The sequence below is a fragment of the Cytobacillus sp. FSL R7-0696 genome (assembly GCF_038006865.1).
Lineage (GTDB): Bacteria > Bacillota > Bacilli > Bacillales > Cytobacillaceae > Cytobacillus > Cytobacillus kochii.
Genome location: NZ_JBBOWA010000001.1, coordinates 1555877 through 1580406 on the forward strand (window position 1 = coordinate 1555877; position 24530 = coordinate 1580406).

Below are 24530 nucleotides of genomic sequence, written 5' to 3' on the forward strand. Positions count from 1 at the left end.
TTAATCTTCCCAATTAGTTATTCCTTATTAAATTAACCTGCTCCGTTAATTTAAGTGAAACGATTCACAATACTTTTCCTTATTCTAAATGTTATTCTCCAATCTGGTCTATTAGTTGAAATACTTAATTTCATTCAATTATCTCGAATTCAAGTCTTCAAGAAAATGGCCCATTACTGAAAAAGGCACAATTCCAGTCTTCAAGAATTACGCCCGATTCTTGAAGATTGTTATTAGAACATGGACAGCTAACATTTAAAATGGAACTTTAACCAAATCCCTTTAATACAACAAGCGACTGTTCTTGCTATGCAATCATCCTCAATTTCAACATTACAGATTTTTCATTATACCTTCAGGTAATAATCTACTTAAAATGCTGGTAACAATCCAAATCCCTAATAATAATAAGATAAGTTGAATGCTAAACTCATATATCCAAATTAAATCGAATTGCCGTACCCAATCCATTAATTCAGACATCCCTATAATTAAACCACCAAATAATCCAACATATAATATAACCGTATAAATACGTTCCCACCAAGAAAGTTTACGAATAACCTCTTTAGCTTTATAAAGCCTTCCTATGATAACAACTGTCAAAATAAATAATAACAAGATTATTAATTCCATAATCATCCATCCTCAAGTTATAAAAACTATATTAGGCACAAAATTGCTATTACCTAAAAACCCTGACCTTTTAATAAAATAGGTGTCTTCACTTAAAATAGAAACTTGCTCTAGAGTTTAAGTGCACAAATTTCATAACCCTTCATCTATTTTAACATAATTATCCAAAAACAATGAGAGATTCAATACAGATATAAAAACAAAGAGGCTAATTCTTACTCCTGAAATGCGCCCGTTTGTTGAGCAAAGTTTAATAGGGGTCCTACCACATGCCCATCAAGCTAAGTTAAAACAATACCTCAAAAAAGGAAAAAACGCTATGCTTATCGTAAGTAGTTTACGAGAAAGGATGGGGTTTTTTTTATGAATCCTATCATCTCTAGTGAACTGACACTTTTAGCACAAGAAATACAACGTTTTCTATCCCCAATCGTTCTTAAAGAAATAGCCAAAAAAGTTGGTTTTGTGCAGCAATCTAGTAAGTATCAAGCAGATGAACTCATCGCCCTTTGTGTTTGGCTCAGCCAGGAAATCGCTAGCACATCCCTTACACAATTGTGCAGTCGGTTAGAATCTTCCACTGGTGTACTAATAAGCCCAGAAGGGCTGAATCAACGCTTTAATCCGGCAGCTGTCGCATTCCTTCGAAAAGTCTTTACCTCACTCCTAAAACAAAAACTCTGTTTAAATCATTCACTTTCTTCAGACTTGATTTCTGCTTTCAATCGTATCCGGATTTTAGATGCACTGTATTTCAGCTACCGGATACCTTCGCTACAAATTATCAAGGATCTGGAGGGAGTAGTAATACTGCAGGGGTATGGCCAACTTATCGGCATTCTCATCTGTTCTTCTACCATGTTTCAAATGCGGCAGCTACTGCTTGAAAAGAAAAAGCAGGAGTTGAGTGAATACAAGGCGATTTATATGATTAAAAATTACCTTCCATTAATATTTCAAGCAATGGCAGTTGGCACAGGAGGACTTTTGAATATTTTGCATCGCCTTTATCAGCTGCTCAAAAAGAACGGTCGTAAATGTCATCCGTTATAAGAAAATGACTGTCTTCGATATTCTTGGAATTGTGTATGAAACGACGGTGAAGAATAGGAAACAAGTTGCCTAGCAAAAAAATAGATTTTTAAAGAGCTTTTTTGTCATGCCCACTTTTTCATTACCTGCTAATTTTGGAGGAAGGAGCATTTTTATCTATTAATATACGTTGTTAGCTTGATGGCTATGTGGTAGGACCCCTAATACTATTTAATCTTTTTTATCTTGATTAAGTGTTTTAATTACTTCACTAAGTTTCTCGTTTCTTTCACGGTCTAATTTGGTCTTTTCATTCATGAACTTAATTACTTTAATAACAAAATAAATGGCAAAAACAATAGCAATTAGATAAAAAACAATAGGTACAAAAGTTAAAAGAGCAAACATACTATCTGATGCAAACAATGTATGACCCACATCCATATTAATCCCTCCTAAACAGTTAGCTAGATATTAAATATCATACAATATCTTCTTCACAAAATGGCCCTAAAATGAAAAATGAGCGCTTAACCTTGTGCTAGAATAGCGCCCTTTAACGGAATAACATCTGCGCTTCTATCCGTTAGTTTATCAAGACTCTATTAATTGTTTGTTTAAATTTTTGATAATTAAAGGTAAATCCGCAAAATCATCTACTATAATATCTGCTTTGACATTTTCCCATTGAGAATCTTTTTTCCAAATTCCTTTCATCCCTACATTTTGAGCAGCTTTCACATCATTTTCTGGGTGGTCGCCAACAAATATACTTTCATTAGCTGAAACATTCAGTTGCTCCAAGGCTCTTTTAAATATTTGAGGTTCAGGTTTTTTTATTCCTTCCCATTCAGAAACTAAAATAGTTTTAAAATACTTTTCAATTCCTAAAGCCTTTATATTATCCATCTGAAACTGCCCATATCCATTTGTAATTATTCCTAATATAAGGTTGCTCTTTCTCAAATCTTCTAACATACTTAGTAGATTAGGAAAAGGAACGCAACTATTCTTAAATTCGCTTATATAATCCTGAAGTAAACCTTCCCAGTTAACCCTAGTTATTCCAAATTCATCCACTAATTGTTGATACACTTTATCTTTCCAAACATACCCACGGCTATCTAACTCTATGAACCTTGTGGTGTATTTCTCTTTTGATAAATGCCCTACCCATTTATTCAATCGCTCGTATTGATTATCAATAAACTTCTTAACTGATTCGTCCCGATTTAACAAAGTTCCATCTAAATCAAATATGACAGCCTTAATCATTTTACATCTCTCCCAAGAAACATAATTCTTTTTTATTTCTTTATCGTTAACTTAAATACCTTCTTCAAATATCTGTCTGAAATATAAAAAGGGCGCTTATTCATATTAATGAATCGCTCCCTTTAGTTGCAGTTCGAGGATATGTTTTCAAGTGTTTATAATTTATGAGTTTCCCTCTTGTATTTATCACGACTTCATCTTCCCCATAACCCATATGAGCACGATAGTAAGGGTATACTTTAAGCGTTATCTCATATAATCCACCAATTCCATATAACTGTTTTATTTTAAGGATTTCTGTATCATATGAAGCCCAAGTAAGACCTTCAGGTACATTTTTGTCGTCTTTGTAGATTTCAACAATTGCTTTATCTACTGGTTCTCTTAGGCTACTTATAAGTGCCATTTTAACCGTTTCACATAATTCCGTATCGGCTTCATTTATTGTTTCTGTTTTTGCATTTACTGTTCTATTAGAGATTACTAAAAGCATTCCAACCATAAGCAAGACCGCAAATTTATTAATAATTATCACCTCATTTTAGTTTTCCTAAGAACTAAAATAATTTATTCAAGAATCTGTCCCTATTCTGGTATAACCTTATTCAATAATTGCGCCTCGATAACAGAAGAACTTCAATAAGCTATTTTTATCCTTCTCGAGATTTTGATATATAATAATTTAATGGTCCTGCAAAAATTAATCCCGCGACAACTGTCCCCAAGAAGACTGCCGAATATGAGAATAATTCAATATCACGATCAAAAAAGTAATCCGTAATAATGCGGAGTATAGTAATTATAACTGGAAATCCAAGTGACCAAAATAACATTTTTTTCAAACCTTTAGACATTACTTTTTCTCCCTTCCCTAAGAAAACTTATTCAACTAAATGGCCGGATTCTGACACAACTTATGCCATTAAATCGCCCTTATACGGAATAGAAAGGTTAGGCTTTGATAACAAATTTTTTAGTAATTTTACCAAGCAGAAACGCAATTAAAATATAAATAATCAAAGGAATAAGGAAATTTTCAAAAGTAGCATTGAATTGTGTGTAGGTATAAATGAAAAATGATCCAAATATAAGAGAAACTACAATAACTGGGACAAAAGTTTTTCTGAATAGTAAAGTGAGCAAAACGCTAATAATAGCTACCCCAATTGGAAAATATACAAATAGCATATTTAAAAAACCCATTCCACCGAAATAATCCCAAAATGCTTGCACCAAAGCCCTCCCTAGTATTTTTTTCCATTTTACCACAAATTTCTTTTAATTATCTAGTTGTTCCCCCCTCAAATACCTATCTTTCTTCTTAAACAATCTGGCCCGTTAGTTGAGTAAGAAATATTAGATTTGATTACCGTGAAAAACTTTTAGGATGAAATCACGTTCTGGTACCCTTAACTTATGATAAGACTTTAAGAAAGAAGAGTTATCATATGGTACTTCTTTGATATTGACTTTTATTTTGTTATTCTTTATTGTCACGATTGCATAGGGTGCTGTTGGCTTATCATTACAGCCAAGTGAACCAGGGTTTAAATAAATAGTGTTTTGACCTATGAAATAATGTAATGGATGATGATGACCGAAACAAATCAAATCTTCATTTTTGTCGATATATAGTGATTCTAAGTTTTCTATACTTGGATTAACTATTGAACTAAACGGATCTTTACTAATATGTTCATTTATTTTGTTGTATTCAATTTGGTAATGAATAAATAGGATTGAACAACCTTCTATGTTTCGCTTTATAGTTCGAGGTAATTGGTCTAATTTTTGAATAAAATATTTATCCATTCTATCTAATAACCATTGATGATGTTTTTTAACATGAGAATGACTTTTAGGATACTCTTGACCTTTTGCTAAAGCTAATATAGCTTCATCATGATTCCCTGTAATCATTGAAGTATCGGATCTTGAGAATAACATTTGTAACACTTCATTTGTTTCTGGACCTATACCAATCATATCTCCTAAGCAATATATGTGATCAATATTGTTTAGATTGTCTATTTCTGATAGAACGGCTCTTAATGCTGGTGCATTACCATGAATATCAGCAATTATTGCAAATTGCATAAATTTAATTCCCCCCATAAAAAACGAACTATAGAAAGATCTCTCTTACTTCATTAAAGCCACCTTTAGTTGAAGAAACTTTTATCACTCTTTTTTCTTTCAATTAATGTCCAAACTACATATATCAAAAAAGACACACCAGCTACTATCAAGAATCCATTTGTAATCAAGTTAAAATCTAATTCATTTATTGTTTTAACTACTTCACCGTTTTCCCCCATATGATGTATGGTCCATCCATTATAATCAAGGAAAAAGTATGATAGTATGATACCGATTACTAATCCGCCTAATAATGAAAACCAAACTTTCATATAAATCACCCCTTTTTACTTACAATATATTCCATATTTTTTCAATTCCTCTTCAACAATCCTGCCCGTTTAGTTGAAGAATTCCCCTTTAAGAATACTCATTCTAAGACGGTCTATGTACTCTCCATTTCTAAGACGGTCTTGCCTTAATATACCTTCCTCTATATAACCTATTGTTTTGTACGATTTAATTGCTTTTTTATTATCAATATCAACTCTTAACCAAATTTTGTTTAGTTCTAACTCTATAAAACCCCATATAAGCATTTCTCTCATTGCTGATAAACCATAATCTTTTCCCCAATAGTTTTTATCTCCTATTGCTATTCCAATTTCAGCATTCTTATTATGCTTATCAATGTTTTTCAAATCAATCCAGCCAATATGTTTCCCATCCTCAGTTTCAATTGCTTTTTGTTCATAGCCATTTGTTCTATTTATACACATCTGTAGCCATTTTTGCGTTTCTTCTCGACTAAATGGAGGATATTTTTCTGGTACATTAAGATATTTTGTAACGTCTTTATCCAAACACCATTGATAACGGTCTTCCATATCATTTAGTGTCAAATCTCTTAACATGACTTTTGGTAAATCATTCACATAATTCCCCCCAATCTTTATGTTTATTGGTTTCCATATTATATAGCTTGATATAAAATTCCTTCTTTCAATAAACTGCCCCGTTTGTTAATCACGCAAAAATTATTTTTGAGATAGATTTTTTAACCACTGTTCATTCCACTGAAAATATAATTCACTATTTTCATTATGTAAAAATAAATCTTTAGGATAAGGTAAAGCAAGGTCAGGCATATTGCTTGGACTATAATATTGAAGTTTAAACGTTTCGTTATCTATTGGACTTAGTTCACCACCTTGAATAACGCAATAAAATATAAAGACGTTATACTCCACTTGGTGACCATTAGGATATTGATAACGAAAGTCTTTCCCACCAAATACACCTAATAACTTTTTGGGCACAACATATAAACCTGTCTCTTCCCATACTTCACGAACAACCGCTTCGGCTGGCGCTTCTCCGAGTTCAATTGCACCAGCAGGTAGACTCCACTTCTCGCCATTTCCTTTGTTTTGTAATAAAATTTCTCCCAAATCGTTTCGAACAATCCCTGCTACACTAGGCATAAAAATAAGTTCATCACCGACTTTTTCACGGATTTTTTTATAATAATCCGACATTCCCATTTTCTAACCACCTTGAGTTATTTATTTCTTTATAAGTTCTCTCCGATATAAACAATCACCTGTCTTTCTTAAACTAATCCTGATAGTACCCCTAACTGAGCCTCACGGATTCAATATCGTTCTACGTTCTAAGTCTCCTATTTCTCTCAGACTCCTATATTCGCTTTTGTACGTGACAATGAGATAATCAAGCAAATCAATTCCTACAATGTAACAAGCCTCTTTCATTCGTTCATACACCAGGTAGTCATCCTTACTGACATCCATCGCACCTGATGTATTCTGATGGCACAATATTACACCACATGCATTATTTAAAATGGCTGCCTTCAGTGCTTCTCTCGGATGAACAATACTGGAGTCCAATGAACCCACACTATAACGATGCGTAGCAATCACCTCTAATTTTGTATTTAGCATTAATGCTAAACACACTTTTCTATCTTCGAAACCAATTTCACTGACAATGAAATCAACCACATCTGCCACCCCTGTGACCTTGATAACTGGACGGTCCCAGTTGAAAATCTCTTGCTTGATATTTACTATCTCATAAATCGCTTCTTGCATCTAAACCTCTCCTTTTCTTTATGGGTTGTTTGAAATATATCAACTAAATCACGTTATAACAAAAGTAGAAAACAAAGATTTATGGCCGTAAAAATCACAAAAATCGCTGATTTTTAATAAAAAGCTGCAATTTCTGTGCAGAAAAATAGCGAAAAATTTTTTTAAAAAAAACAGCCATAATTTTTGGCTGTGTAGTTGGTCAATAAGCGCTTACGCACCCTGCATGAATGCTTATTCAATTTAACTACATATAAAGTAAATCTACTACACCTTTTCTCTCAATTTGCGCAATTGCTCTAGGGCTAATTCATGCGCGTGTAATTCATGCGTTCGTAACCATAACTCAAAGGGCATATCTAACTCTTCAGCGAATCTCCGCGCGTAACTATCAACCGTAGATAATGATCCCTCAAGGTTCTCAGGGAATTCACCAGTTATATAGCAATTGGGTAAGTCAAGGAATTGCCGTTGTTGGTAGATCGTTGGGTCTAATACCGCATCGTCAATTGTCACAAAGGCGTGTAAGCCAATCTGTGTCTCTCCTCCGACAAGATTATATAAACCTCTAACGCTATCTGGGATATTCGGTCGCAAAGGATGTTTATAAACGAGCTTTATCTTTCTTCACTCTAAGAAATTCGTCTTTTTATTTTGTTCTTTGAGTAGCAAATAAAGAACAACTGAGGCGTATAAGCAAATAGTGAAATCTTCCTCATTTATCTTTTGATTTCATTTTTTAAATCTTTTCTACGCAGAAACGTTGATTGACCCCCTTTTCACCTGCATTACTCTTCCTATTTCCAATTCCGACATGGAACATTCTTGTTTTCACCTCTAAAATAAACCCGTTATTCTTTTTTCTTAATGGATTGTTTCTTTTTATTTGGAAATTATATTTGTGAGGTGATTAGATGGAATTCAATTTAGAGATTATAAAACAATCATATAGTGTTTTGAAGGTAGATTATCGCCAAGACGAAGGAGAAAAGTATTTTGTATATGGATATCGAAATGATGAGGAAGAGTGGGATTTTGATAATGGAGATTTTTTAATGGTTCTGGATGAAAAAGAACAGATAAATGTGCTTAAAAGAAACTTTACCGTCTTCTATAAAAATCAATGGCTTTGTAATGATTGTTTTAGATATAAAAAGATAGAAAATTTAGAAGCAGAGAGTAGAGAACACTGGGTATGGTCAGCTTGGAGTGGTTTACCAAATAATTTGATGAAGGGTTTGCAAAATAAAATCCTTGTTGGAGTACCTCAATTATCATGGAAAAATGTTCAGAATCTTGTTAACCCTTCAGATTGCTTTGTAGATTTTAATATTTGTACAGATTGTATAGGTAGTGACGAATACGAAGAAAAATACACAAAAATAGTCAATCAACTTAATCTTTGGGAGCTTGAATTAGCTACTGAAGTCATTCTAAAAGGTAATGAAAAAATGCTGGAAAGCTACATTGCTCATAACATTGAAATAGTTGAAACTGATATGAAATTGATTGATACACAAGTAAAGGTGAAAGATGGCGTAATTGATATACTGGCTGAAGATAAAAATGGTACAGCTTGTATTCTTGAATTAAAAATGAGAACAAATGATAAAAATTTAATATGGCAGTCTGCTTATTATCAATCAGAAATAGGAGAAGACGTAAGAGTAATTACCATAGCACCTTCCTATGATGAAGTAATTAGTAAGGCATTGATGAATGTTAGAAATATTGAAATGAAAATATTTATTCAAGATGACAAAGGGCTACTTAAGATTGAAAGTTTTGAGCCAAATCCAAAAGTTAAATTATCCGAAGATAAAATAATTCTATTAGCTAATGATGAACAGGATAAAGCTATTTAATCAAGTTTGAAGTTTACCCGTTAAAATTTTAAGTCACTATTTTTGTTATTGTCTATTATTGGTGGACATAATAATTTTTTTAATGTTTACATACATTTATAGCTAGATACTTGCTTTTAAATATTGCAGTGAATATCCTCAGGTAGTCGAGCTTATTCACTGTTTTATTATATTCTTATGATTTACTCAGTCACAGGTAGAGAATTGATTTAAAAGATAATCTTAATAAAAAGTGAAGTGGCATGTGTAGAATTCCGCCTCCTGCACAGGGAGAGAAATGGTGCTTGATTGGTTCAAGGGAGGTGACACAGCCTCATCAACAGGCACATATAGCTGTTAGTCCTAAGCCATTCAAAGTCCTGAATAACTAATCTAATTATACATTATATTCCATTTTTTGTCAATTAATCTTGAAATTAATATTCATAAATCATTTTCATTAAAATAAGAGCCCTTTCTCATAGCCATAAGTACGGTTTATTAAGGGTCCTAGGAGCTCTTTAGCATCCTTTCGAATAGTAGTGGCTCTCTGACACATTGTAATTAACTTAACGGACGTCTGATCGTTTTTCACAAGCCAACTGTTCACAGAAAAACAGCTTACGGACAACAAAGGCAGCTTTCTCTCACATCACTTTCAATTTATCTTGAAATTTACCAAATGTTCCTTTGTTCCTCCTTTATTTTGAAAACCTTTATATGCGTGTACACATACCTATATATATTTATATATATAGTCTTTCTTTAATAAAATAAGGAACCAAGGAACATATTACTGTGGCCCCTTGGTATAACAACATTTTGGTGTTCCTAATGCAATATTAAAGCAGGGACATCGCAGGGACATTTTAAACAAAATAGGAACATTTTAAGCAAAAATACTTGCATGCACACAAAATGGAATGTATGTTCGCTACTCAATAAAGGTCCGCACAATTTGAAAATTACTTGCATTCATGCAAAAATGACAATAAAAAAGGAACATTTTGACCTAAAAAGGAACATTTTAAGCGAAAAAGGAACAAAAGCAGGAACAAAAAAAGACCCATCAAATTGCTAATAATCATCTCATTTTTTTCTGTGACTCAAGCCATTTTTCGCTCATTCAAAAGCTTAAAAAACTGCATTCTTTCCGATAACTTAGAAATTCCAAAATAATAATCCGAATACCATGCGATTATTTAGATAAAAAACAAAACAAAAAGCTTGAGGCAATGTTTATAGCCCTCAAGCTTTTTCCTTTAAACCTACTCTTTCCCCTGTTTACAATGATTTAATATCGCCTGCCAGCGATTTAATTATTTCATTTCAATTTTTTTATATTTATTCATGAATTTAATAACATCCTCACGATCGACAAGCACCTTACCTTCTAACTCGATTATTGGCAATCCAAGTTTTTCTAATTTTTGCAAATGCCCAAAAGAAATACCGATAAACTCACAACATTGCTTTTTCGTCATGAACCTCACCACTCCACTATCTCTCTTAGCAGCTTCAAAAGCCTCTTTACTAAGTTCATAAAATAATTCATAATATTTACCCTTAAACTCATCTGAAACCTGTAATGGTATGTAACCCTCCATAAGCTATGTTATCCCCCCTTTTTTTTACTTACTAAGTAAATATTTTATTTACTTAATTATACATTATTTTCAAATCATAATCCACACTTTAGTTAGAAATATATTTACTTAGTAAAGTTTATATGTGATAATAATTGAAACCAAACCTATAAAGTGAGGTGATTTTTAATGGATGCTAAAGAATTTGGAAGAAAACTAAAAGAAATACGGAAAGAGAAAAAAATTACATTACTCGACTTAAAAGTACGAACAGGTTACTCTGATTCATATTTGTCTCAAATTGAGAACGGATATAAAGATTTACCTAAACCAGCATTATTAAGAAAGCTTGCTATAGGGTTAGACGTTTCACCTATATATCTAATGAATTTAGCCGGCTACTCTGATTCTTATATAGACTTAGAGAATGGCCATGGAAAATATGAAGGCTATAATCCTTTAAATGTAGAAAAATTTTTAAATGAAATGAGAAATATAGCTGTCACCCTTCCATGCACTGAAGAAATAAAAACGGAATATGGAGAGCAATCTATTAGAGAACTAACAGATGACGAATTAAGAAGAAGATTATTTGACCTTCATGACCTTCTGAATATGAAGATTGACTTGTACTATAAAAATGAATTTTTAACAGACGAAAAACGCAAAAAAGTTAGAACTATACTTGAATTAATTTTTGAATAACTTTCTTTTCCTGCATATAGCCTGCCAGCGTATTGGAAAGGAAACTATTATGGCAAACATTAAAAAGTACACAAAGAAGGATGGTACCACCGCTTATATGTTTGATGCGTATCTCGGTAAGGATCCGCTAACTGGAAAGAAGTAACGGACCACACGGCGGGGATTCAAGACAAAAAAAGAAGCAAAAATCTCGCTTTCAAAAATACTGCTGGAAGTTGATGAACTCGGACTCCGCCAAAATGATCAGATGACCTTCCGGGAAGTCTTTGAGGAATGGTTTAAGCAGCACCGTAAAGAAGTAAAACCAACAACGGTGTATGCAATTGAAAGTAAATTTAACCGTAGAATCCTCCCAGTCTTCGGTCCTTACAAAATGAAAGACATATCCCGCTCGCATTGTCAAAAAACTATCAATGCTTGGGCCCAGGAGCTTAAAACCTTTAATGATTATAAAATACAAGCAAACCTGGTTTTTCGATATGCAATGAAAATGGATATTATTAAACGCAATCCAATGGATCATGTGACGTTGCCGAAACTAAAACATGAGATGGAATATAATCCGGAACTGGAAGAGAAAAAATATTACTACACGCGTGAAGAACTCAGGAACTTCCTGGAGTCGATTCAAGACGATGACATGGCTTATACCATGTTTCGGTTGCTCGCCTTCACAGGGGCACGCAAGGGGGAACTATATGCCTTGCATTGGTCGAACGTGGACTTCCAACATAAGTCGATCAGCTTAAAAAAGACATTGATTCACACAAGCGGAATAAAACAGCTTCAGACATCAAAAACAAGGGCCTCCCGGCGTGTAGTTAGCGTGGATGATGAAACTCTAGCGATTTTAAAAAAATGGCGCAGCAAGCAAATACAGCGCTATTTGAAGTTAGAACTTGCCGCACCTTTTCAATCTGATGATAAGCAACCCATCTTTACGGTCTATAATCAGTTAAAACATGAAATGGATTATTGTCGATTAGCTTACTTAAATGAAAAGCTAGAGAGGATTTATCTAAAGAACCCGGAGCTGCCTCAAATAAATGTTCACGCCTTCCGGCACACACATGCCAGTTTGTTGTTTGCAGCTGGTGCTTCCATCAAAGATGTACAAACTCGGCTTGGACATACAGATATTAAAACTACGATGGATATATACACTCATGTGACCGATGAGGCGAAGGAGAAAACAGCCGAGATGTTCCAGAAGTACATGAAATTTTAGCTTGGGGTATTCAAAGGGTATTCAATTCTAAATTTACACATGAAAAAGCCCTCCCTGCTCATAAGAGCATAGAGGGCAAAACCTTGGTATATAAGGTTTATTAACGTTTTGAGAACTGAGGTGCACGACGAGCGCCTTTAAGACCGTATTTTTTACGTTCTTTCATACGAGCGTCACGTGTTAATAGTCCAGCGCGTTTTAGTGTTGGACGGTATTCTGGATCAGCTAGAAGTAACGCACGAGCGATACCGTGGCGGATTGCGCCAGCTTGACCAGTGTATCCACCACCTTTAACATTTACAAGAATGTCGTAGCTTCCTACTGTTTCAGTAGCTACTAGTGGTTGTTTAACAACTTCACGTAAAGCTGCAAACGGGATATATTCATTGATTTCACGACCATTGATAACGATTTTACCGTCGCCAGGGACTAAACGTACGCGAGCTACTGAGCTCTTACGGCGACCAGTACCAGTATATTGAACCTGTGCCAAGTTAATAACCTCCCCTAATTAATTATCCACGAAGTTCGTAAACTTCTGGTTGTTGTGCTTGGTGCGCATGTTCGCTACCAGCGTAAACATGTAATTTTTTAAACATTTGACGACCAAGAGAGTTCTTTGGAAGCATGCCTTTAATAGCAAGCTCTAACATGCTCTCAGGGTAGTTTGTACGCATTTCATTAGCAGTTCTAGTTTTTAAACCACCAGGGTGCATGCTGTGGCGGTAGTAAATTTTATCAGTAAGCTTCTTACCAGTTAATTCGATCTTAGAAGCGTTCAAGATAATTACATGATCACCAGTATCCACATGTGGTGTATAAGTTGGTTTATGTTTACCACGTAGAATTGATGCTACTTCACTAGCAAGACGTCCAAGAGTTTTGCCTTCAGCATCAACTACGTACCATTTACGTTCGATATTGTTTGCATTCGCCATAAACGTTGTACGCATCGGTTTTCCCTCCTAAATTAAATCCATTATAATCATTTTTGGTTTCATATATTCTTACACAATAAGATTCCGGGGCTTATCGTGGTTTTAATAATAATACCATATGCTATAATATAACTTTACCAGCTGATTGTCAAGTCGATGTTACACCTGGATTAGTTGTTTTAAGAATTTTTTCTCGCAAATCCAGCAAATGACGCTCTTTACTTATCATTAGCAATATTTTCATCGTAATAGACTTGCCATAAATACAGGCCATGACCAGGTGCCGTTTTCCCAGCAAAGATACGGTTTTTCTTCGCTAAAATCTTCTCTATTTCATGTGGCTCTCGCTCGCCCTTACCAACCTCAAGTAAGGTCCCCATTAAGATGCGAATCATATTATAAAGAAACCCGTTACCAACAAAACGGAACAGTAGCTCATCATCATGTTCCTCAATATAAACCCCATAGATGTTCCGCACGCGATCTTCCACTTCAGATCTTGCTGAACAAAAGCTTGTAAAGTCATGTTCTCCTAATAAATACGGGATGGCTTCGCGCATACGTTCCACATCTATTGGAAAGGAATACTGATAAGCATAATGCCGCAAAAAAGGGTTGCTTTTCTTCGTGCGTATTAATCGGTAGCGATACTCCTTACCTATGGCATGATATCGCGCATGGAAGTCCTCTGCTACATAGGCCGCTTCCTCTACTACAACATCATTCGGCAGAATAGAATTCAATGCAGCTGGCCAACGCTCCTCAGGCAACTGCAAAGGACTATCGAAGTGAATTACTTGACCCACCGCATGAACACCAGCGTCCGTGCGGCCAGAAGCAACAACTTTTACTTCACTGCCCTTATGCAGCTTCGTAAGTGCTGTTTCTAGCTCCCTTTGGACAGTCCGTTTATTCGGTTGTACTTGATAGCCCGCAAAGCCTGTGCCATCGTAAGCGATAATACATTTGATTCTCATGATTTGCCCTCTTTATGTTCTAAATATAATTAACAATATCGTTAAAGCCAAAAGCAATAACAACATCAATGTATCAATTCCGCTCCACACAAGCTTACGATACCTTGTCCGTCCATCGCCTCCACGATAACCACGTGCCTCCATTGCTGTGGCAAGCTCCTCTGCTCGTTTAAATGAACTCACAAACAGCGGAATCAGTAGTGGAATAATGGCCATCACACGGTCTTTTACAGGGCCTGAGGAGAACTCCACGCCTCTTGCTGATTGTGCCTTCATAATTTTATCTGTTTCCTCCATGAGCGTCGGAATAAACCTTAAAGCGATAGACATCATTAGGGCGAGCTCATGCACCGGAAACTTCAACTTCTTAAGTGGGCCTAACAAACTCTCTAAACCGTCTGTAATCGCAATAGGGGCTGTTGTTAACGTTAGGATCGATGTGATTAAGATTAATAGGAAAAAGCGTAAAGAGATAAAAATCCCTTGTCTCAAGCCTTCCTCATATACTTTAAACCATCCTAATTCAAAAATAATCGGTCCTTCTCTTGTTAAAAAGATATGCATCAAGAACGTAAAAATAATCAAAATGAAGACGAGTTTTAAGCCACCAAATACAAAGCGCATCGGCACTTTCGACATCGCTAGCATTAATAAGGTATAGACAACAAGGGCACCATACGTAATCGCATTATTAGCGATGAAAACAACACATACGAATAAAAGAACGATAATGAGTTTGGAGCGCGGGTCCATTCGGTGAATCACTGAATCAGCTGGAACATAGCGTCCAAAAATCATTTTTTCCATCATTAGGCTTCACCTCTCTTTAAAAAGCGAGGCATTTCTTGACTGATTTCCTCTATTGTTAAGCATGTTTTAGCAAACTTATAGCCGAATGTTTTCTCTAGCTTTTGCTGGAACTTCACAACCTCTGGTACGTCTAAGCCCATTTTTATCAATTGCTCTGGGTCAGAGAAAATATCGAGTGGTGTGCCCACTTTATAGACTTCACCTTTATGCATAATAGCAATCTTATCTGCATAGCGTGAGGCATCCTCCATACTATGCGTTACAAGAATCGTAGATAAATTCCGCTCTTTATGAAGCTGATAAAACATATCCATAATTTCTTTGCGCCCACGAGGATCTAGGCCAGCTGTTGGTTCATCAAGCACAATGACATCAGGATGCATCGCTAATACACCAGCAATGGCTACTCGGCGCATTTGTCCACCAGAAAGGTCGAACGGTGATTTTTGTAAAATCGACTCATCTAAGCCCACTTGTTTAATTGCTTCATGCGCTCGCCTTTTTGCTTCTCCTTCATTCACACCGAAATTCATCGGACCAAAACAAATATCTTTCTCTACAGTTTCCTCAAATAGTTGATGCTCAGGAAATTGAAACACAATCGCTACTTTTTGGCGTATCGCTTTTAAGCCTTTCTGTTTCTTTTCAGAAGTAATCGTTCTCTCACCAATAACAACTTCGCCCGCTGTAGGTTTCAGTAATGCATTTAAATGTTGTAGGACGGTCGATTTCCCAGAACCAGTATGTCCTATTAAAGCGAGAAATGTGCCAGATGGAATATCTATAGACACATCTTGAATCGCTAATCTTTCAAACGGCGTATTGACCTGATAGCGATATTCTACATTTTTGAGTGAGATGTCCATAATTCTTCCACCAATTCTTCTTCAGATAAATGATGCTTAGATACTGGGATATTTAAGCCTTTTAACATTTTGCTCATTTTCACAGGGAATGGAATATCGAGTCCTAACGATATCAACTCTTCATCTAATTGAAAAATATCTTCCGGACTACCTTCCCGATAAAGCTGTCCTTTATTCATCACAATCATGCGATCAGCCTTTGCTGCTTCTTCTAAATCATGTGTGATGGAAATAACAGTCATTTCTTGCGATGCTTTTAACTGTCTGATCGTCTCTAACACCTCTTCACGACCACGCGGGTCTAACATAGAGGTCGCTTCGTCCAAGACAATGATATTCGGCCTAAGCGCTAGAACCCCTGCAATGGCCACACGCTGCTTTTGGCCACCTGATAAATGGTGCGGCTCTTGATCAAGAAACTGTTCCATTTTCACACTCTCCAGCGCGTTATGGACACGCTTAATCATTTCCTCTCTCTCGATGCCGTGATTTTCTAAACCAAAAGCCACATCATCCTGTACAGTCGTACCAACAAACTGGTTATCGGGATTTTGAAAAACCATCCCAATTTTATCTCGTATGTCCCAAACCGTTTCTTCTGATAGCAGCAAACCATCTACCGTAATACTGCCTTCCTTTGGGAAATTTAAGCCATTTAAAAGCTTAGCCATCGTTGACTTGCCTGATCCATTATGACCAACAATCGCCAACCATTCCCCTTCATATATATCAAACGTCACATCTTTCAACGCATAATCCGCATTCTCATCATATTTAAAAGAAAGATTCCTTATCTGCACGAGGGAATTCTTCATACTCATCTACTCCTCTCCAACCTCTGCTGCTCTCAACTCTACTAAAAACAAACCTAAAAATCTAACGTCTAAATTTTATTAGAAAACTGGGCGATTGGCAAGCCTTTAAGGCGACGACAGGGGACCTAGTTGCTCTTATACTTCGTTCTTTCTTCTGACTCACTTCATCGCTATTCTTCAATGCTATCAATAGGTCACGGCTCTGAAGTGATAGAAAACCAATTCTTAATCGTACTAATATCACTGGCTTGCATTCAGAATGGTTCATGCGTTTAATGATTCTTTATGCACAAGTCTTGCTTCTTTACTAGTTTTAGCGCAATTCCAATGTTTACACGTAATTCCTTGATTTTCTTTGCCAGCTTTTGCGCGATTCCACCCTTTACGCGCAATTCCTTGGTTTTCTTTACTACCTTTTGCGTGATTCCATCATTTACGCGCAATTCTTTAGTTTTCTTTACTACCTTTTGCGCGTTTCCATCGTTTACGCGCAATTCCTTAGCTTTCTTTACTACTTTTTTGCGCGATTCCACCTTTTACGCGCAGTTCTTTGACTTTCTTTACTACTTTTTGCGTGATTCTACCCTTTACGCGCAATTCCTTAGCTTTCTTTACTACTTTTTGCGCGCTTTCATCCTTTACGCGCAATTCCTTAGCTTTCTTTACTACTTTTTGCGCGTTTCCATCGTTTACGCGCAGTTCTTTGTCTTTCTTTACTACTTTTTGCGTGATTCCACCGTTTACGCGCAATTCCTTAGCTTTCTTTACTACTTTTTGCGCGATTCCACCTTTTACGCGCAATACTTTGCCTTTCTTTCCTACCTTTTACGCGCTTTCAACCTTTGCATGCAGTTCTTCACTTTACCCCATATCTTTTACGCGTTTTCACGTATATAATTAATTCTTCTTTTTTCCCTTACCTGTATGATGCACCGACCATACATACCCACGTACTCTGCCACTAATTATGCTATTGAATAGGAGTTACAAAAATTCTATTAACTAAAACTTAGGGGCGAAACAAACATTTCTCTTTATATAATAAAAAAGCCGCCACTATTGATGGCGAGCTACTATGTATATGGAGTTCTATCCTATCTGCAACTATCTCCATAACAAAGGCTCGATAATAATTGCCTTGGCAATGGTTGTTTTTAAAAAAGCCTGCATCCTCATCCTAGTAATACAGGCATTCCTGTATGGACGAGTAAAGAAAATGGATGAAGATGCAAAGAGCTAGACGTAACACCTCAATATTACGGATGTCCATCGTAACACTCAAAATGGTTTTGCTCATTGGCTTTAGGGGTATCCCTATTTAAAGAAAGAGGGCATTGAATAAGTTCCAATGAAACCATTCAGGCGCCCTCAATCTGCACATGAATCCCAAAGGTTAGGTTATCCTAATCTAAGAAGATACGTTTATTATACTAATTCGATGATTACCATTGGTGCTGCGTCGCCACGACGAGGACCGATTTTCATAATACGAGTGTAACCACCTTGACGCTCTTCATAACGAGGAGCAATATCACTGAACAATTTTTGAACAGCATCTTGGTTTTTCTCAGCATCAGCTACTTCATGACGAACATATGCAGCTGCTTGGCGACGAGCGTGAAGATCTCCACGTTTACCAAGAGTGATCAATTTTTCAACTACTGAACGAAGTTCTTTAGCACGAGCTTCAGTTGTTTCAATACGCTCATTGATGATTAAATCTGTTGATAAGTCACGTAGCATCGCTTTACGTTGAGCGCTAGTGCGTCCTAACTTTCTGTATCCCATGAAAGTTTCCCTCCTTTGTTGAAGTCATTAAAGGCTAGATTTCAAAAGACAATCAGTCGTCTTTACGCAAACCTAATCCAAGCTCTTCTAGTTTATGTTTTACTTCCTCTAGAGACTTCCTACCTAAGTTACGTACTTTCATCATATCTTCTTCAGTTTTATTAGCTAACTCCTGAACAGTGTTAATGCCTGCACGTTTTAAGCAGTTGTATGAACGAACAGATAAATCTAGTTCTTCAATTGTCATTTCAAGGACTTTTTCTTTTTGGTCTTCTTCTTTTTCAACCATAATTTCAGCATTTTGAGCTTCATCAGTTAAACCAACAAAGATATTCAAATGCTCAGTTAAGATCTTCGCTCCAAGTGCAACTGCATCTTGAGGGCCAGTACTTCCGTCAGTCCAAACATCAAAAGTCAATTTATCAAAATTACTCAATTGACCAACACGAGTATTCTCAACTTGATATTGTACGCGTGAAACTGGCGTATAAATAGAATCAATAGGAATTACACCGATTGGTTGATCTTCTTTTTTGTTTTGAACAGCTGGTGTATAACCACGACCACGTTTAGCAGTTAGACGCATATGCAAATGACCATTTGAACCAAGAGTAGCAATATGAAGATCCGGATTAAGAATCTCTACATCACTATCATGTGTTACATCTGCAGCAGTAACTACACCTTCGCTTTGAACGTCAATTTCTAATGTTTTTTCTTCATCAGAATAGATTTTCAATGCGAGCTTTTTAATGTTTAAAATGATAGATGTTACATCTTCTACGACGCCTTCAATTGTTGAGAACTCATGAAGTACCCCATCAATTTGGATCGAAGTGACAGCGGCACCTGGGAGTGAGGATAATAGGATACGACGTAAGGAGTTACCCAAAGTTGTTCCATATCCACGCTCAAGTGGTTCTACGACGAACTTACCATACTTAGCATCATCGCTGATCTCAACCGTTTCGATTTTTGGTTTTTCTATTTCGATCATCAAAATACACCCTCCTTCAAAACGTCGAAACCCCGGTTTATTAACCGAAATTCCCCCATGTATACGTTCCCGTCTTGTGCACAACAACTGGAATAATAAATACTGTATAATTCATTTACTTTGTATCATATCCCATTATAGACAGGGATTCAAAAGTTTATACAGATTAATTATACACGGCGGCGTTTTGGTGGACGACATCCGTTATGTGGTACTGGAGTAACGTCTCTGATAGCAGTAACTTCTAGACCAGCAGCTTGTAATGCACGAATAGCAGCTTCACGACCTGCACCAGGTCCTTTAACTGTTACTTCTAAAGTTTTCATACCATGTTCCATAGATGCTTTCGCAGCTGTTTCAGCAGCCATTTGCGCAGCGAAAGGAGTCGATTTACGAGAACCTCTGAATCCTAGCGCACCAGCACTTGACCAAGAAAGAGCATTACCATGAGAATCAGTGATAGTTACGATTGTATTATTGAATGTTGAACGAATATGTGCAATTCCGCTTTCAATATTCTTTTTGACACGACGTTTACGTGTATTAGTTTTACGAGCCATTTTAAGAACCCTCCTTTACCGATTATTTCTTTTTGTTCGCTACAGTCTTACGAGGACCTTTACGTGTACGAGCATTGTTTTTAGTATTTTGTCCGCGAACAGGTAAGCCACGACGGTGACGAAGACCGCGGTAGGATCCGATTTCCATTAGACGTTTGATGTTAAGTGATACTTCACGACGAAGGTCACCTTCAACTTTTAATGAATCGATTTGCTCACGAATTTTGTTTAATTCATCTTCAGTAAGATCGCGTACACGAGTATTCTCGTTTACACCAGCTTCTGCTAGAACTTTTTGAGCAGTTGTTTTACCAATACCATAGATATAAGTTAATGAGATTACTACACGTTTTTCACGTGGTACATCTACACCTGCAATACGTGCCACTATATGCGCACCTCCTTCAATTTAGCCTTGTTTTTGTTTATGTTTAGGGTTTTCACAGATAACCATTACTTTACCTTTTCTGCGGATGACTTTGCACTTTTCGCAGATCGGTTTAACTGATGGTCTTACTTTCATTATCCTAACCTCCTTAGTAGTACGGAGTGCAATGATTATTTAAAACGATAAGTGATTCTTCCGCGAGTTAAGTCATAAGGAGAAAGCTCAACTGTTACTTTATCCCCTGGTAAAATACGAATGAAGTGCATGCGAATTTTACCGGAAACATGAGCTAAAACTGTATGACCGTTTTCTAATTCTACCTTAAACATTGCATTTGGCAAAGTGTCTATGACTGTGCCTTCTACTTCAATTACATCATCTTTCGCCACTAAACAAGTCTCCCTTCCATAAAATCATATACGAAATACATCAAATGCTTTCCCAAGCATGTAGATATTCTTTGCTAAAAGGTTCGCAGAATAACACATTCGGACATTCCGATACATAATCTCATAGGTCGCGTAATCAATGCAAGCTTTATGAGCTAATAATCATCTTACTCAAAACAAATGATTTTAAACATATACACAACAACCTTCTGATTATAACATAAAAAGAGTTTGACGTCTCCTTATAGTAAAAAGAAAAATGAGTTAGAAACGGAGTATTTTAGAAAAGCCTACTGTTATTTTACAGTAAGTATTTCATAACCAGTTTCAGTAATGGCTATTGTATGTTCGAAATGGGCACAACGCTTACCATCGACTGTTACGACTGTCCATTGATCGGATAGCGTTGATACATATCTACTACCGATATTTACCATCGGTTCGATAGCTAATACCATACCTGGTTTTAATAGAGGCCCTTTATTCGGGGGACCAAAATGTGGAATCTGTGGTTCCTCATGTAAGTCTTGCCCTACCCCATGTCCGACATATTCTCGTACAATGGAAAAGCCTTTGCTTTCCGCATATGTTTGGATTGCATGAGAGATGTTCGATAAGCGTACACCTGGCTTTGCTTGTTTTAAGCCTTCATATAATGACTGCTCAGTAACTTCAAGCAATGCTTTTGATTGTTCATCAATTGCCCCTACTGCGTAGGTCCAGGCAGAATCACCGTGATAACCGTTATATTTTGCACCTATATCAATACTGATGATATCACCATCGTTTAAGCTGTTATCATCAGGAATCCCGTGAACTAGCTTTTCGTTCACAGATGTACATATACTACCTGGAAAACCGTTATAACCTTTAAAAGATGGGACGGCCCCACATTTGAGAATAAAAGCCTCAGCAAGACGATCTAATTCTCTTGTCGTTATTCCCGGAGTGATATGCTTTTGTAATTCCTCATGTGTTAAAGCGACAATTCTACCAGCTTCTCGCATAATATCGATTTCACGTTGAGTTTTGCTTATGATCATTATTGTAAGCCTCTTAAAAGACTATCTAGATCAGTAAATACTTTACCAATTTCTTGTTGACCGTTAATGTTACGTAAATAGCCTTTATTTTCATAGAAATCAAGCAAAGGTTTTGTTTGCTTAATGTTTACTTCAAGTCTATTTTTAACAGTTGCTTCATTATCATCTTCACGTTGATATAATTCTCCACCACAGCGGTCACATTCGCCCTCTTTAGTTGGAGGATTAAATACAAGATGATATGTTGCCCCACAAGATTTACATATTCTGCGGCCAGTTAGCCTTTCCATCAAAATCTCTTGATCTACATCAATGTTAATAACGTAATCAATTTTTCTTGATAGATCAGAAAGAATATTTTCTAAAGCATCCGCTTGAGCAACGGTTCTAGGGAAACCATCTAAAAGAAAACCTTTTTCACAATCGGGTTTACCAAGACGTTCTCTAACAATACCAATTGTTACTTCGTCTGGCACAAGTTCACCTTTATCCATAAAAGACTTTGCTTCTAAACCTAGAGGAGTTTCTTCTTTGATCGCTGCACGGAACATGTCTCCAGTAGAGATATGCGGAATACCGTACTTTTCAACAATTCTTTCTGCTTGTGTACCTTTACCGGCACCAGGGAGCCCCATTAATACAAGATTCAAGTGAATTCCCCCCTATTCTATTAGGTTTGAGGGAACAATCGTCCCCTTAAACCTTTCTATTTGATAAAACCTTTATAATGACGTTTAACTAGCTGAGACTCTAACTGTTTGTAAGTATCAAGAGCAACACCAATCACGATTAGTAAGCTCGTTCCACCGATTTGAGCAGTTTCTGGTAGCCCTGCAACATTAATGAAGAACATTGGAATGATTGCAATCGCTGTTAAGAAAAGAGCACCAACAAAAGTTAAACGATATAAGACTTTAGTTAAATATTCCTGCGTGTTTTTACCAGGACGGATGCCCGGTACATAACCACCTTGATTTTTCAAGTTCTCAGAGACTTTCTCTGGGTTTACTTGAATGAATGCATAGAAATATGTGAAAGCAATTATTAATGCAGCATAGATGACCATACCGATTGGCTCAGTATAATCAAATATCTTCTGGATCCAACTCGTTACACTATTCGATTCAAAAAAGCCTGCAATCGTTCGTGGTGTAATGATAAATGAAATCGCAAAGATAACAGGGATAACACCTGCAGCATTTACTTTTAAAGGTAAATGAGTGTTTTGAACACCTACTGGCGTCTTACCTGCTGATGCACGTTTTGCATATTGTACTGGAATTTTTCTTAATGCCTGTTGGATAAAGATTGTTCCAACTACAATAGCAATAACCGCAAGCACGATAAGTACAAGGGTTACGATACGTAGGAATAATTGATCTCCAGCACCTTCAATTTGCTGCGCATAAATTTGGTTAGCGATGGAAGGAATACCGGCAACGATTCCAGCGAAGATAATAATGGAAATACCATTACCAACACCTTTTTCCGTAATTTGCTCCCCTAACCACATTAAAAAAGCAGTTCCTGCAGTTAATACTGTAGCAATTAATAAATAAGAGCCAATACCCGTATTTTCAATTAACATGCCACCAGCAAGATTATTAAACCCGTAAGACATACCAAGAGCTTGGATAAAACCAAGCACGATAGTAAAGTATCGTGTAAACTGAGCTAGTTTACGACGACCCGCCTCACCTTGCTTAGCCCATTCCGTAAATTTCGGCACAACGTCCATTTGTAGTAACTGAACAATGATTGATGCTGTAATATACGGCATGATTCCCATCGCAAGAATTGAGAAGTTTAATAACGCACCGCCACCAAATACATTCAAGACACCAAATACACTCATTTGATCCTGTGATTGTAAAATTTGTGCATTCACCCCTGGAACGGGGATAAATGTGCCGATGCGAAATACAATTAACATTAATAGGGTGAAAATAATCTTTCTTCTTATGTCACCCACGCGCATAAAATTGGAGATTGTCTGAAGCATTAGATCACCTCGGCTTTACCGCCGGCAGCTTCGATTGCTTCTTTAGCCGCAGCAGAGAATTTATGAGCTTTAACTGTAAGCTTTTTCTCTACGTTGCCTTTAGCAAGAACTTTAATTCCTGCTTTTTCGTTACTTACAACACCCGTTTCAATAAGAAGCTCTGGAGTAACTTCCGCTCCATCTTCAAAACGATTAAGTGCGTCAAGATTAACTACCGCATATTCTTTACGGTTAATGTTAGTGAATCCGCGTTTTGGTAAGCGTCTGAATAAAGGTGTTTGACCACCTTCGAATCCAGGACGTACGCCGCCGCCAGAACGAGCATTTTGACCTTTATGTCCCTTACCAGCAGTTTTACCGTTACCTGAACCAATACCGCGACCTTTGCGTTTACGTTCTTGACGTGAACCTTCTGCAGGTTTTAATTCATGAAGTTTCATGTTGGCACCTCCTTATTTTGT

General features: G+C 36.5%; 34 protein-coding genes and 2 pseudogenes. 5 read left to right on the top strand and 31 right to left on the bottom strand.

Going from position 1 to position 24530, the window contains the following annotated elements; translation table 11 throughout:
• Window positions 1-333 precede the first annotated feature (333 nt).
• The gene (locus tag MKX29_RS08155) at window positions 334-636 is read right to left on the bottom strand and encodes a hypothetical protein (protein WP_341105022.1); all 303 of its coding nucleotides are present in this window, start codon (window positions 634-636) and stop codon (window positions 334-336) included.
• 363 nt (window positions 637-999) lie between these two features.
• On the opposite strand from MKX29_RS08155, the pseudogene MKX29_RS08160 reads away from it, so the two are divergent.
• Window positions 1000-1762: pseudogene (locus tag MKX29_RS08160) on the top strand (hypothetical protein).
• 137 nt (window positions 1763-1899) lie between these two features.
• Here the strand turns inward: MKX29_RS08160 and MKX29_RS08165 are convergent.
• The 11 genes from MKX29_RS08165 to MKX29_RS08215 all read right to left on the bottom strand — a co-directional run bounded on the left by MKX29_RS08165 (window position 1900) and on the right by MKX29_RS08215 (window position 7730).
• Complete coding sequence (locus tag MKX29_RS08165) at window positions 1900-2112, bottom strand: hypothetical protein (protein ID WP_341105024.1); 213 nt, start codon at window positions 2110-2112, stop codon at window positions 1900-1902.
• Between the two features lie 150 nt (window positions 2113-2262).
• Complete coding sequence (locus MKX29_RS08170) at window positions 2263-2943, bottom strand: HAD family hydrolase (protein WP_341105026.1); 681 nt, start codon at window positions 2941-2943, stop codon at window positions 2263-2265.
• Window positions 2944-3043: 100 nt separating this feature from the next.
• Window positions 3044-3478 carry a DUF3888 domain-containing protein gene (locus MKX29_RS08175; RefSeq protein ID WP_233435325.1) on the bottom strand — a complete coding sequence of 145 codons (435 nt, stop codon included), beginning with the start codon at window positions 3476-3478 and terminating at the stop codon, window positions 3044-3046.
• 115 nt (window positions 3479-3593) lie between these two features.
• Window positions 3594-3797, bottom strand: coding sequence for a hypothetical protein (locus tag MKX29_RS08180; RefSeq protein ID WP_307316908.1), 204 nt, complete (start codon window positions 3795-3797; stop codon window positions 3594-3596).
• A gap of 97 nt (window positions 3798-3894) precedes the next feature.
• Window positions 3895-4176 (bottom strand): hypothetical protein, encoded by a 282-nt coding sequence (locus tag MKX29_RS08185; protein ID WP_307316911.1) that lies wholly within the window; start codon window positions 4174-4176, stop codon window positions 3895-3897.
• A gap of 123 nt (window positions 4177-4299) precedes the next feature.
• The gene (locus MKX29_RS08190) at window positions 4300-5040 is read right to left on the bottom strand and encodes a metallophosphoesterase family protein (RefSeq protein ID WP_341105028.1); all 741 of its coding nucleotides are present in this window, start codon (window positions 5038-5040) and stop codon (window positions 4300-4302) included.
• A 65-nt stretch (window positions 5041-5105) separates the two neighbouring features.
• A complete protein-coding gene (locus tag MKX29_RS08195) occupies window positions 5106-5354 on the bottom strand; it encodes a hypothetical protein (protein ID WP_341105030.1) in 249 nt (82 codons plus the stop codon).
• A 69-nt stretch (window positions 5355-5423) separates the two neighbouring features.
• On the bottom strand, window positions 5424-5936 hold the full coding sequence (locus MKX29_RS08200; RefSeq protein WP_341108232.1) for a GNAT family N-acetyltransferase: 513 nt from the start codon (window positions 5934-5936) through the stop codon (window positions 5424-5426).
• Between the two features lie 123 nt (window positions 5937-6059).
• The gene (locus tag MKX29_RS08205; RefSeq protein ID WP_341105032.1) at window positions 6060-6566 is read right to left on the bottom strand and encodes an NUDIX hydrolase; all 507 of its coding nucleotides are present in this window, start codon (window positions 6564-6566) and stop codon (window positions 6060-6062) included.
• Window positions 6567-6668: 102 nt separating this feature from the next.
• Window positions 6669-7136: a JAB domain-containing protein gene (locus tag MKX29_RS08210; protein ID WP_341105034.1), complete on the bottom strand. Its 468-nt coding sequence runs from the start codon at window positions 7134-7136 to the stop codon at window positions 6669-6671.
• 264 nt (window positions 7137-7400) lie between these two features.
• On the bottom strand, window positions 7401-7730 hold the full coding sequence (locus tag MKX29_RS08215; RefSeq protein ID WP_341105036.1) for a hypothetical protein: 330 nt from the start codon (window positions 7728-7730) through the stop codon (window positions 7401-7403).
• A gap of 317 nt (window positions 7731-8047) precedes the next feature.
• Here MKX29_RS08215 and MKX29_RS08220 point away from each other — a divergent pair, with 317 nt between their 5' ends.
• Window positions 8048-8998: an endonuclease NucS domain-containing protein gene (locus MKX29_RS08220; RefSeq protein WP_341105038.1), complete on the top strand. Its 951-nt coding sequence runs from the start codon at window positions 8048-8050 to the stop codon at window positions 8996-8998.
• A gap of 1298 nt (window positions 8999-10296) precedes the next feature.
• Here MKX29_RS08220 and MKX29_RS08225 read toward each other — a convergent pair.
• Window positions 10297-10584: a hypothetical protein gene (locus tag MKX29_RS08225; RefSeq protein ID WP_341105040.1), complete on the bottom strand. Its 288-nt coding sequence runs from the start codon at window positions 10582-10584 to the stop codon at window positions 10297-10299.
• A 168-nt stretch (window positions 10585-10752) separates the two neighbouring features.
• On the opposite strand from MKX29_RS08225, the gene MKX29_RS08230 reads away from it, so the two are divergent.
• From MKX29_RS08230 to MKX29_RS08235, 3 genes and pseudogenes are all read left to right on the top strand, one after another.
• On the top strand, window positions 10753-11268 hold the full coding sequence (locus MKX29_RS08230) for a helix-turn-helix domain-containing protein (RefSeq protein ID WP_341105042.1): 516 nt from the start codon (window positions 10753-10755) through the stop codon (window positions 11266-11268).
• A 154-nt stretch (window positions 11269-11422) separates the two neighbouring features.
• Window positions 11423-11479: pseudogene (locus tag MKX29_RS24480) on the top strand (Arm DNA-binding domain-containing protein); the annotation flags it as partial.
• 36 nt (window positions 11480-11515) lie between these two features.
• Window positions 11516-12496, top strand: coding sequence for a tyrosine-type recombinase/integrase (locus tag MKX29_RS08235; protein WP_341105044.1), 981 nt, complete (start codon window positions 11516-11518; stop codon window positions 12494-12496).
• A 100-nt stretch (window positions 12497-12596) separates the two neighbouring features.
• Here MKX29_RS08235 and rpsI read toward each other — a convergent pair whose 3' ends face one another.
• The 18 genes from rpsI to rplO form a co-directional block, all read right to left on the bottom strand.
• Complete coding sequence (gene rpsI, locus MKX29_RS08240; RefSeq protein ID WP_095371191.1) at window positions 12597-12989, bottom strand: 30S ribosomal protein S9; 393 nt, start codon at window positions 12987-12989, stop codon at window positions 12597-12599.
• 22 nt (window positions 12990-13011) lie between these two features.
• Window positions 13012-13449, bottom strand: coding sequence for a 50S ribosomal protein L13 (gene rplM / locus MKX29_RS08245; RefSeq protein ID WP_095371192.1), 438 nt, complete (start codon window positions 13447-13449; stop codon window positions 13012-13014).
• A 203-nt stretch (window positions 13450-13652) separates the two neighbouring features.
• Window positions 13653-14414, bottom strand: coding sequence for a tRNA pseudouridine(38-40) synthase TruA (gene truA / locus MKX29_RS08250; protein ID WP_341108234.1), 762 nt, complete (start codon window positions 14412-14414; stop codon window positions 13653-13655).
• Window positions 14415-14423: 9 nt separating this feature from the next.
• Window positions 14424-15221 (bottom strand): energy-coupling factor transporter transmembrane component T family protein, encoded by a 798-nt coding sequence (locus MKX29_RS08255; protein ID WP_095371194.1) that lies wholly within the window; start codon window positions 15219-15221, stop codon window positions 14424-14426.
• Complete coding sequence (locus tag MKX29_RS08260; protein ID WP_224938679.1) at window positions 15221-16087, bottom strand: energy-coupling factor ABC transporter ATP-binding protein; 867 nt, start codon at window positions 16085-16087, stop codon at window positions 15221-15223. Before MKX29_RS08260 ends, MKX29_RS08255 begins: the two co-directional genes overlap by 1 nt.
• Window positions 16063-16902, bottom strand: a complete 840-nt coding sequence (locus tag MKX29_RS08265; RefSeq protein WP_289435098.1) for an energy-coupling factor ABC transporter ATP-binding protein — start codon at window positions 16900-16902, stop codon at window positions 16063-16065. The genes MKX29_RS08260 and MKX29_RS08265 overlap by 25 nt, the downstream gene beginning before the upstream one ends.
• Window positions 16903-17174: 272 nt before the next feature.
• Window positions 17175-17396 (bottom strand): hypothetical protein, encoded by a 222-nt coding sequence (locus MKX29_RS08270; RefSeq protein WP_341105047.1) that lies wholly within the window; start codon window positions 17394-17396, stop codon window positions 17175-17177.
• A 4-nt stretch (window positions 17397-17400) separates the two neighbouring features.
• Window positions 17401-17703 carry a hypothetical protein gene (locus MKX29_RS08275; RefSeq protein ID WP_341105049.1) on the bottom strand — a complete coding sequence of 101 codons (303 nt, stop codon included), beginning with the start codon at window positions 17701-17703 and terminating at the stop codon, window positions 17401-17403.
• Window positions 17704-18327: 624 nt separating this feature from the next.
• Window positions 18328-18690 carry a 50S ribosomal protein L17 gene (rplQ, locus tag MKX29_RS08280; RefSeq protein WP_095371198.1) on the bottom strand — a complete coding sequence of 121 codons (363 nt, stop codon included), beginning with the start codon at window positions 18688-18690 and terminating at the stop codon, window positions 18328-18330.
• A 52-nt stretch (window positions 18691-18742) separates the two neighbouring features.
• Window positions 18743-19687, bottom strand: coding sequence for a DNA-directed RNA polymerase subunit alpha (locus tag MKX29_RS08285; RefSeq protein WP_095371199.1), 945 nt, complete (start codon window positions 19685-19687; stop codon window positions 18743-18745).
• Between the two features lie 170 nt (window positions 19688-19857).
• Window positions 19858-20247, bottom strand: a complete 390-nt coding sequence (gene rpsK / locus MKX29_RS08290; RefSeq protein WP_095371200.1) for a 30S ribosomal protein S11 — start codon at window positions 20245-20247, stop codon at window positions 19858-19860.
• A 22-nt stretch (window positions 20248-20269) separates the two neighbouring features.
• A complete protein-coding gene (rpsM, locus tag MKX29_RS08295; RefSeq protein ID WP_095371201.1) occupies window positions 20270-20635 on the bottom strand; it encodes a 30S ribosomal protein S13 in 366 nt (121 codons plus the stop codon).
• Between the two features lie 21 nt (window positions 20636-20656).
• Window positions 20657-20770, bottom strand: a complete 114-nt coding sequence (rpmJ, locus tag MKX29_RS08300; RefSeq protein WP_003156543.1) for a 50S ribosomal protein L36 — start codon at window positions 20768-20770, stop codon at window positions 20657-20659.
• 35 nt (window positions 20771-20805) lie between these two features.
• Complete coding sequence (infA, locus tag MKX29_RS08305; protein ID WP_095371202.1) at window positions 20806-21024, bottom strand: translation initiation factor IF-1; 219 nt, start codon at window positions 21022-21024, stop codon at window positions 20806-20808.
• 296 nt (window positions 21025-21320) lie between these two features.
• The gene (map, locus tag MKX29_RS08310) at window positions 21321-22067 is read right to left on the bottom strand and encodes a type I methionyl aminopeptidase (protein ID WP_251163144.1); all 747 of its coding nucleotides are present in this window, start codon (window positions 22065-22067) and stop codon (window positions 21321-21323) included.
• On the bottom strand, window positions 22067-22717 hold the full coding sequence (locus MKX29_RS08315; protein WP_341105051.1) for an adenylate kinase: 651 nt from the start codon (window positions 22715-22717) through the stop codon (window positions 22067-22069). Before MKX29_RS08315 ends, map begins: the two co-directional genes overlap by 1 nt.
• 56 nt (window positions 22718-22773) lie before the next feature.
• A complete protein-coding gene (gene secY / locus MKX29_RS08320) occupies window positions 22774-24069 on the bottom strand; it encodes a preprotein translocase subunit SecY (RefSeq protein WP_095371205.1) in 1296 nt (431 codons plus the stop codon).
• Window positions 24069-24509: a 50S ribosomal protein L15 gene (gene rplO / locus MKX29_RS08325; protein ID WP_095371206.1), complete on the bottom strand. Its 441-nt coding sequence runs from the start codon at window positions 24507-24509 to the stop codon at window positions 24069-24071. The genes secY and rplO overlap by 1 nt, the downstream gene beginning before the upstream one ends.
• Window positions 24510-24530: the final 21 nt, after the last annotated feature.

Excerpts from the sequence above, each read along its gene's own strand:
- MKX29_RS08155 (WP_341105022.1), bottom strand. The coding sequence starts at position 636 with ATGGAATTAATAATCTTGTTATTATTTATTTTGACAGTTGTTATCATA.
- MKX29_RS08165 (WP_341105024.1), bottom strand. The coding sequence starts at position 2,112 with ATGGATGTGGGTCATACATTGTTTGCATCAGATAGTATGTTTGCTCTT.
- MKX29_RS08170 (WP_341105026.1), bottom strand. The coding sequence starts at position 2,943 with ATGATTAAGGCTGTCATATTTGATTTAGATGGAACTTTGTTAAATCGG.
- MKX29_RS08180 (WP_307316908.1), bottom strand. The coding sequence starts at position 3,797 with ATGTCTAAAGGTTTGAAAAAAATGTTATTTTGGTCACTTGGATTTCCA.
- MKX29_RS08190 (WP_341105028.1), bottom strand. The coding sequence starts at position 5,040 with ATGCAATTTGCAATAATTGCTGATATTCATGGTAATGCACCAGCATTA.
- MKX29_RS08195 (WP_341105030.1), bottom strand. The coding sequence starts at position 5,354 with ATGAAAGTTTGGTTTTCATTATTAGGCGGATTAGTAATCGGTATCATA.
- MKX29_RS08200 (WP_341108232.1), bottom strand. The coding sequence starts at position 5,936 with ATGTTAAGAGATTTGACACTAAATGATATGGAAGACCGTTATCAATGG.
- MKX29_RS08205 (WP_341105032.1), bottom strand. The coding sequence starts at position 6,566 with ATGGGAATGTCGGATTATTATAAAAAAATCCGTGAAAAAGTCGGTGAT.
- MKX29_RS08210 (WP_341105034.1), bottom strand. The coding sequence starts at position 7,136 with ATGCAAGAAGCGATTTATGAGATAGTAAATATCAAGCAAGAGATTTTC.
- MKX29_RS08220 (WP_341105038.1), top strand. The coding sequence starts at position 8,048 with ATGGAATTCAATTTAGAGATTATAAAACAATCATATAGTGTTTTGAAG.
- MKX29_RS08225 (WP_341105040.1), bottom strand. The coding sequence starts at position 10,584 with ATGGAGGGTTACATACCATTACAGGTTTCAGATGAGTTTAAGGGTAAA.
- MKX29_RS08230 (WP_341105042.1), top strand. The coding sequence starts at position 10,753 with ATGGATGCTAAAGAATTTGGAAGAAAACTAAAAGAAATACGGAAAGAG.
- MKX29_RS08235 (WP_341105044.1), top strand. The coding sequence starts at position 11,516 with ATGACCTTCCGGGAAGTCTTTGAGGAATGGTTTAAGCAGCACCGTAAA.
- rplM (WP_095371192.1), bottom strand. The coding sequence starts at position 13,449 with ATGCGTACAACGTTTATGGCGAATGCAAACAATATCGAACGTAAATGG.
- MKX29_RS08255 (WP_095371194.1), bottom strand. The coding sequence starts at position 15,221 with ATGATGGAAAAAATGATTTTTGGACGCTATGTTCCAGCTGATTCAGTG.
- MKX29_RS08260 (WP_224938679.1), bottom strand. The coding sequence starts at position 16,087 with ATGGACATCTCACTCAAAAATGTAGAATATCGCTATCAGGTCAATACG.
- MKX29_RS08265 (WP_289435098.1), bottom strand. The coding sequence starts at position 16,902 with ATGAAGAATTCCCTCGTGCAGATAAGGAATCTTTCTTTTAAATATGAT.
- rplQ (WP_095371198.1), bottom strand. The coding sequence starts at position 18,690 with ATGGGATACAGAAAGTTAGGACGCACTAGCGCTCAACGTAAAGCGATG.
- MKX29_RS08285 (WP_095371199.1), bottom strand. The coding sequence starts at position 19,687 with ATGATCGAAATAGAAAAACCAAAAATCGAAACGGTTGAGATCAGCGAT.
- rpsK (WP_095371200.1), bottom strand. The coding sequence starts at position 20,247 with ATGGCTCGTAAAACTAATACACGTAAACGTCGTGTCAAAAAGAATATT.
- rpmJ (WP_003156543.1), bottom strand. The coding sequence starts at position 20,770 with ATGAAAGTAAGACCATCAGTTAAACCGATCTGCGAAAAGTGCAAAGTC.
- map (WP_251163144.1), bottom strand. The coding sequence starts at position 22,067 with ATGATCATAAGCAAAACTCAACGTGAAATCGATATTATGCGAGAAGCT.
- secY (WP_095371205.1), bottom strand. The coding sequence starts at position 24,069 with ATGCTTCAGACAATCTCCAATTTTATGCGCGTGGGTGACATAAGAAGA.
- rplO (WP_095371206.1), bottom strand. The coding sequence starts at position 24,509 with ATGAAACTTCATGAATTAAAACCTGCAGAAGGTTCACGTCAAGAACGT.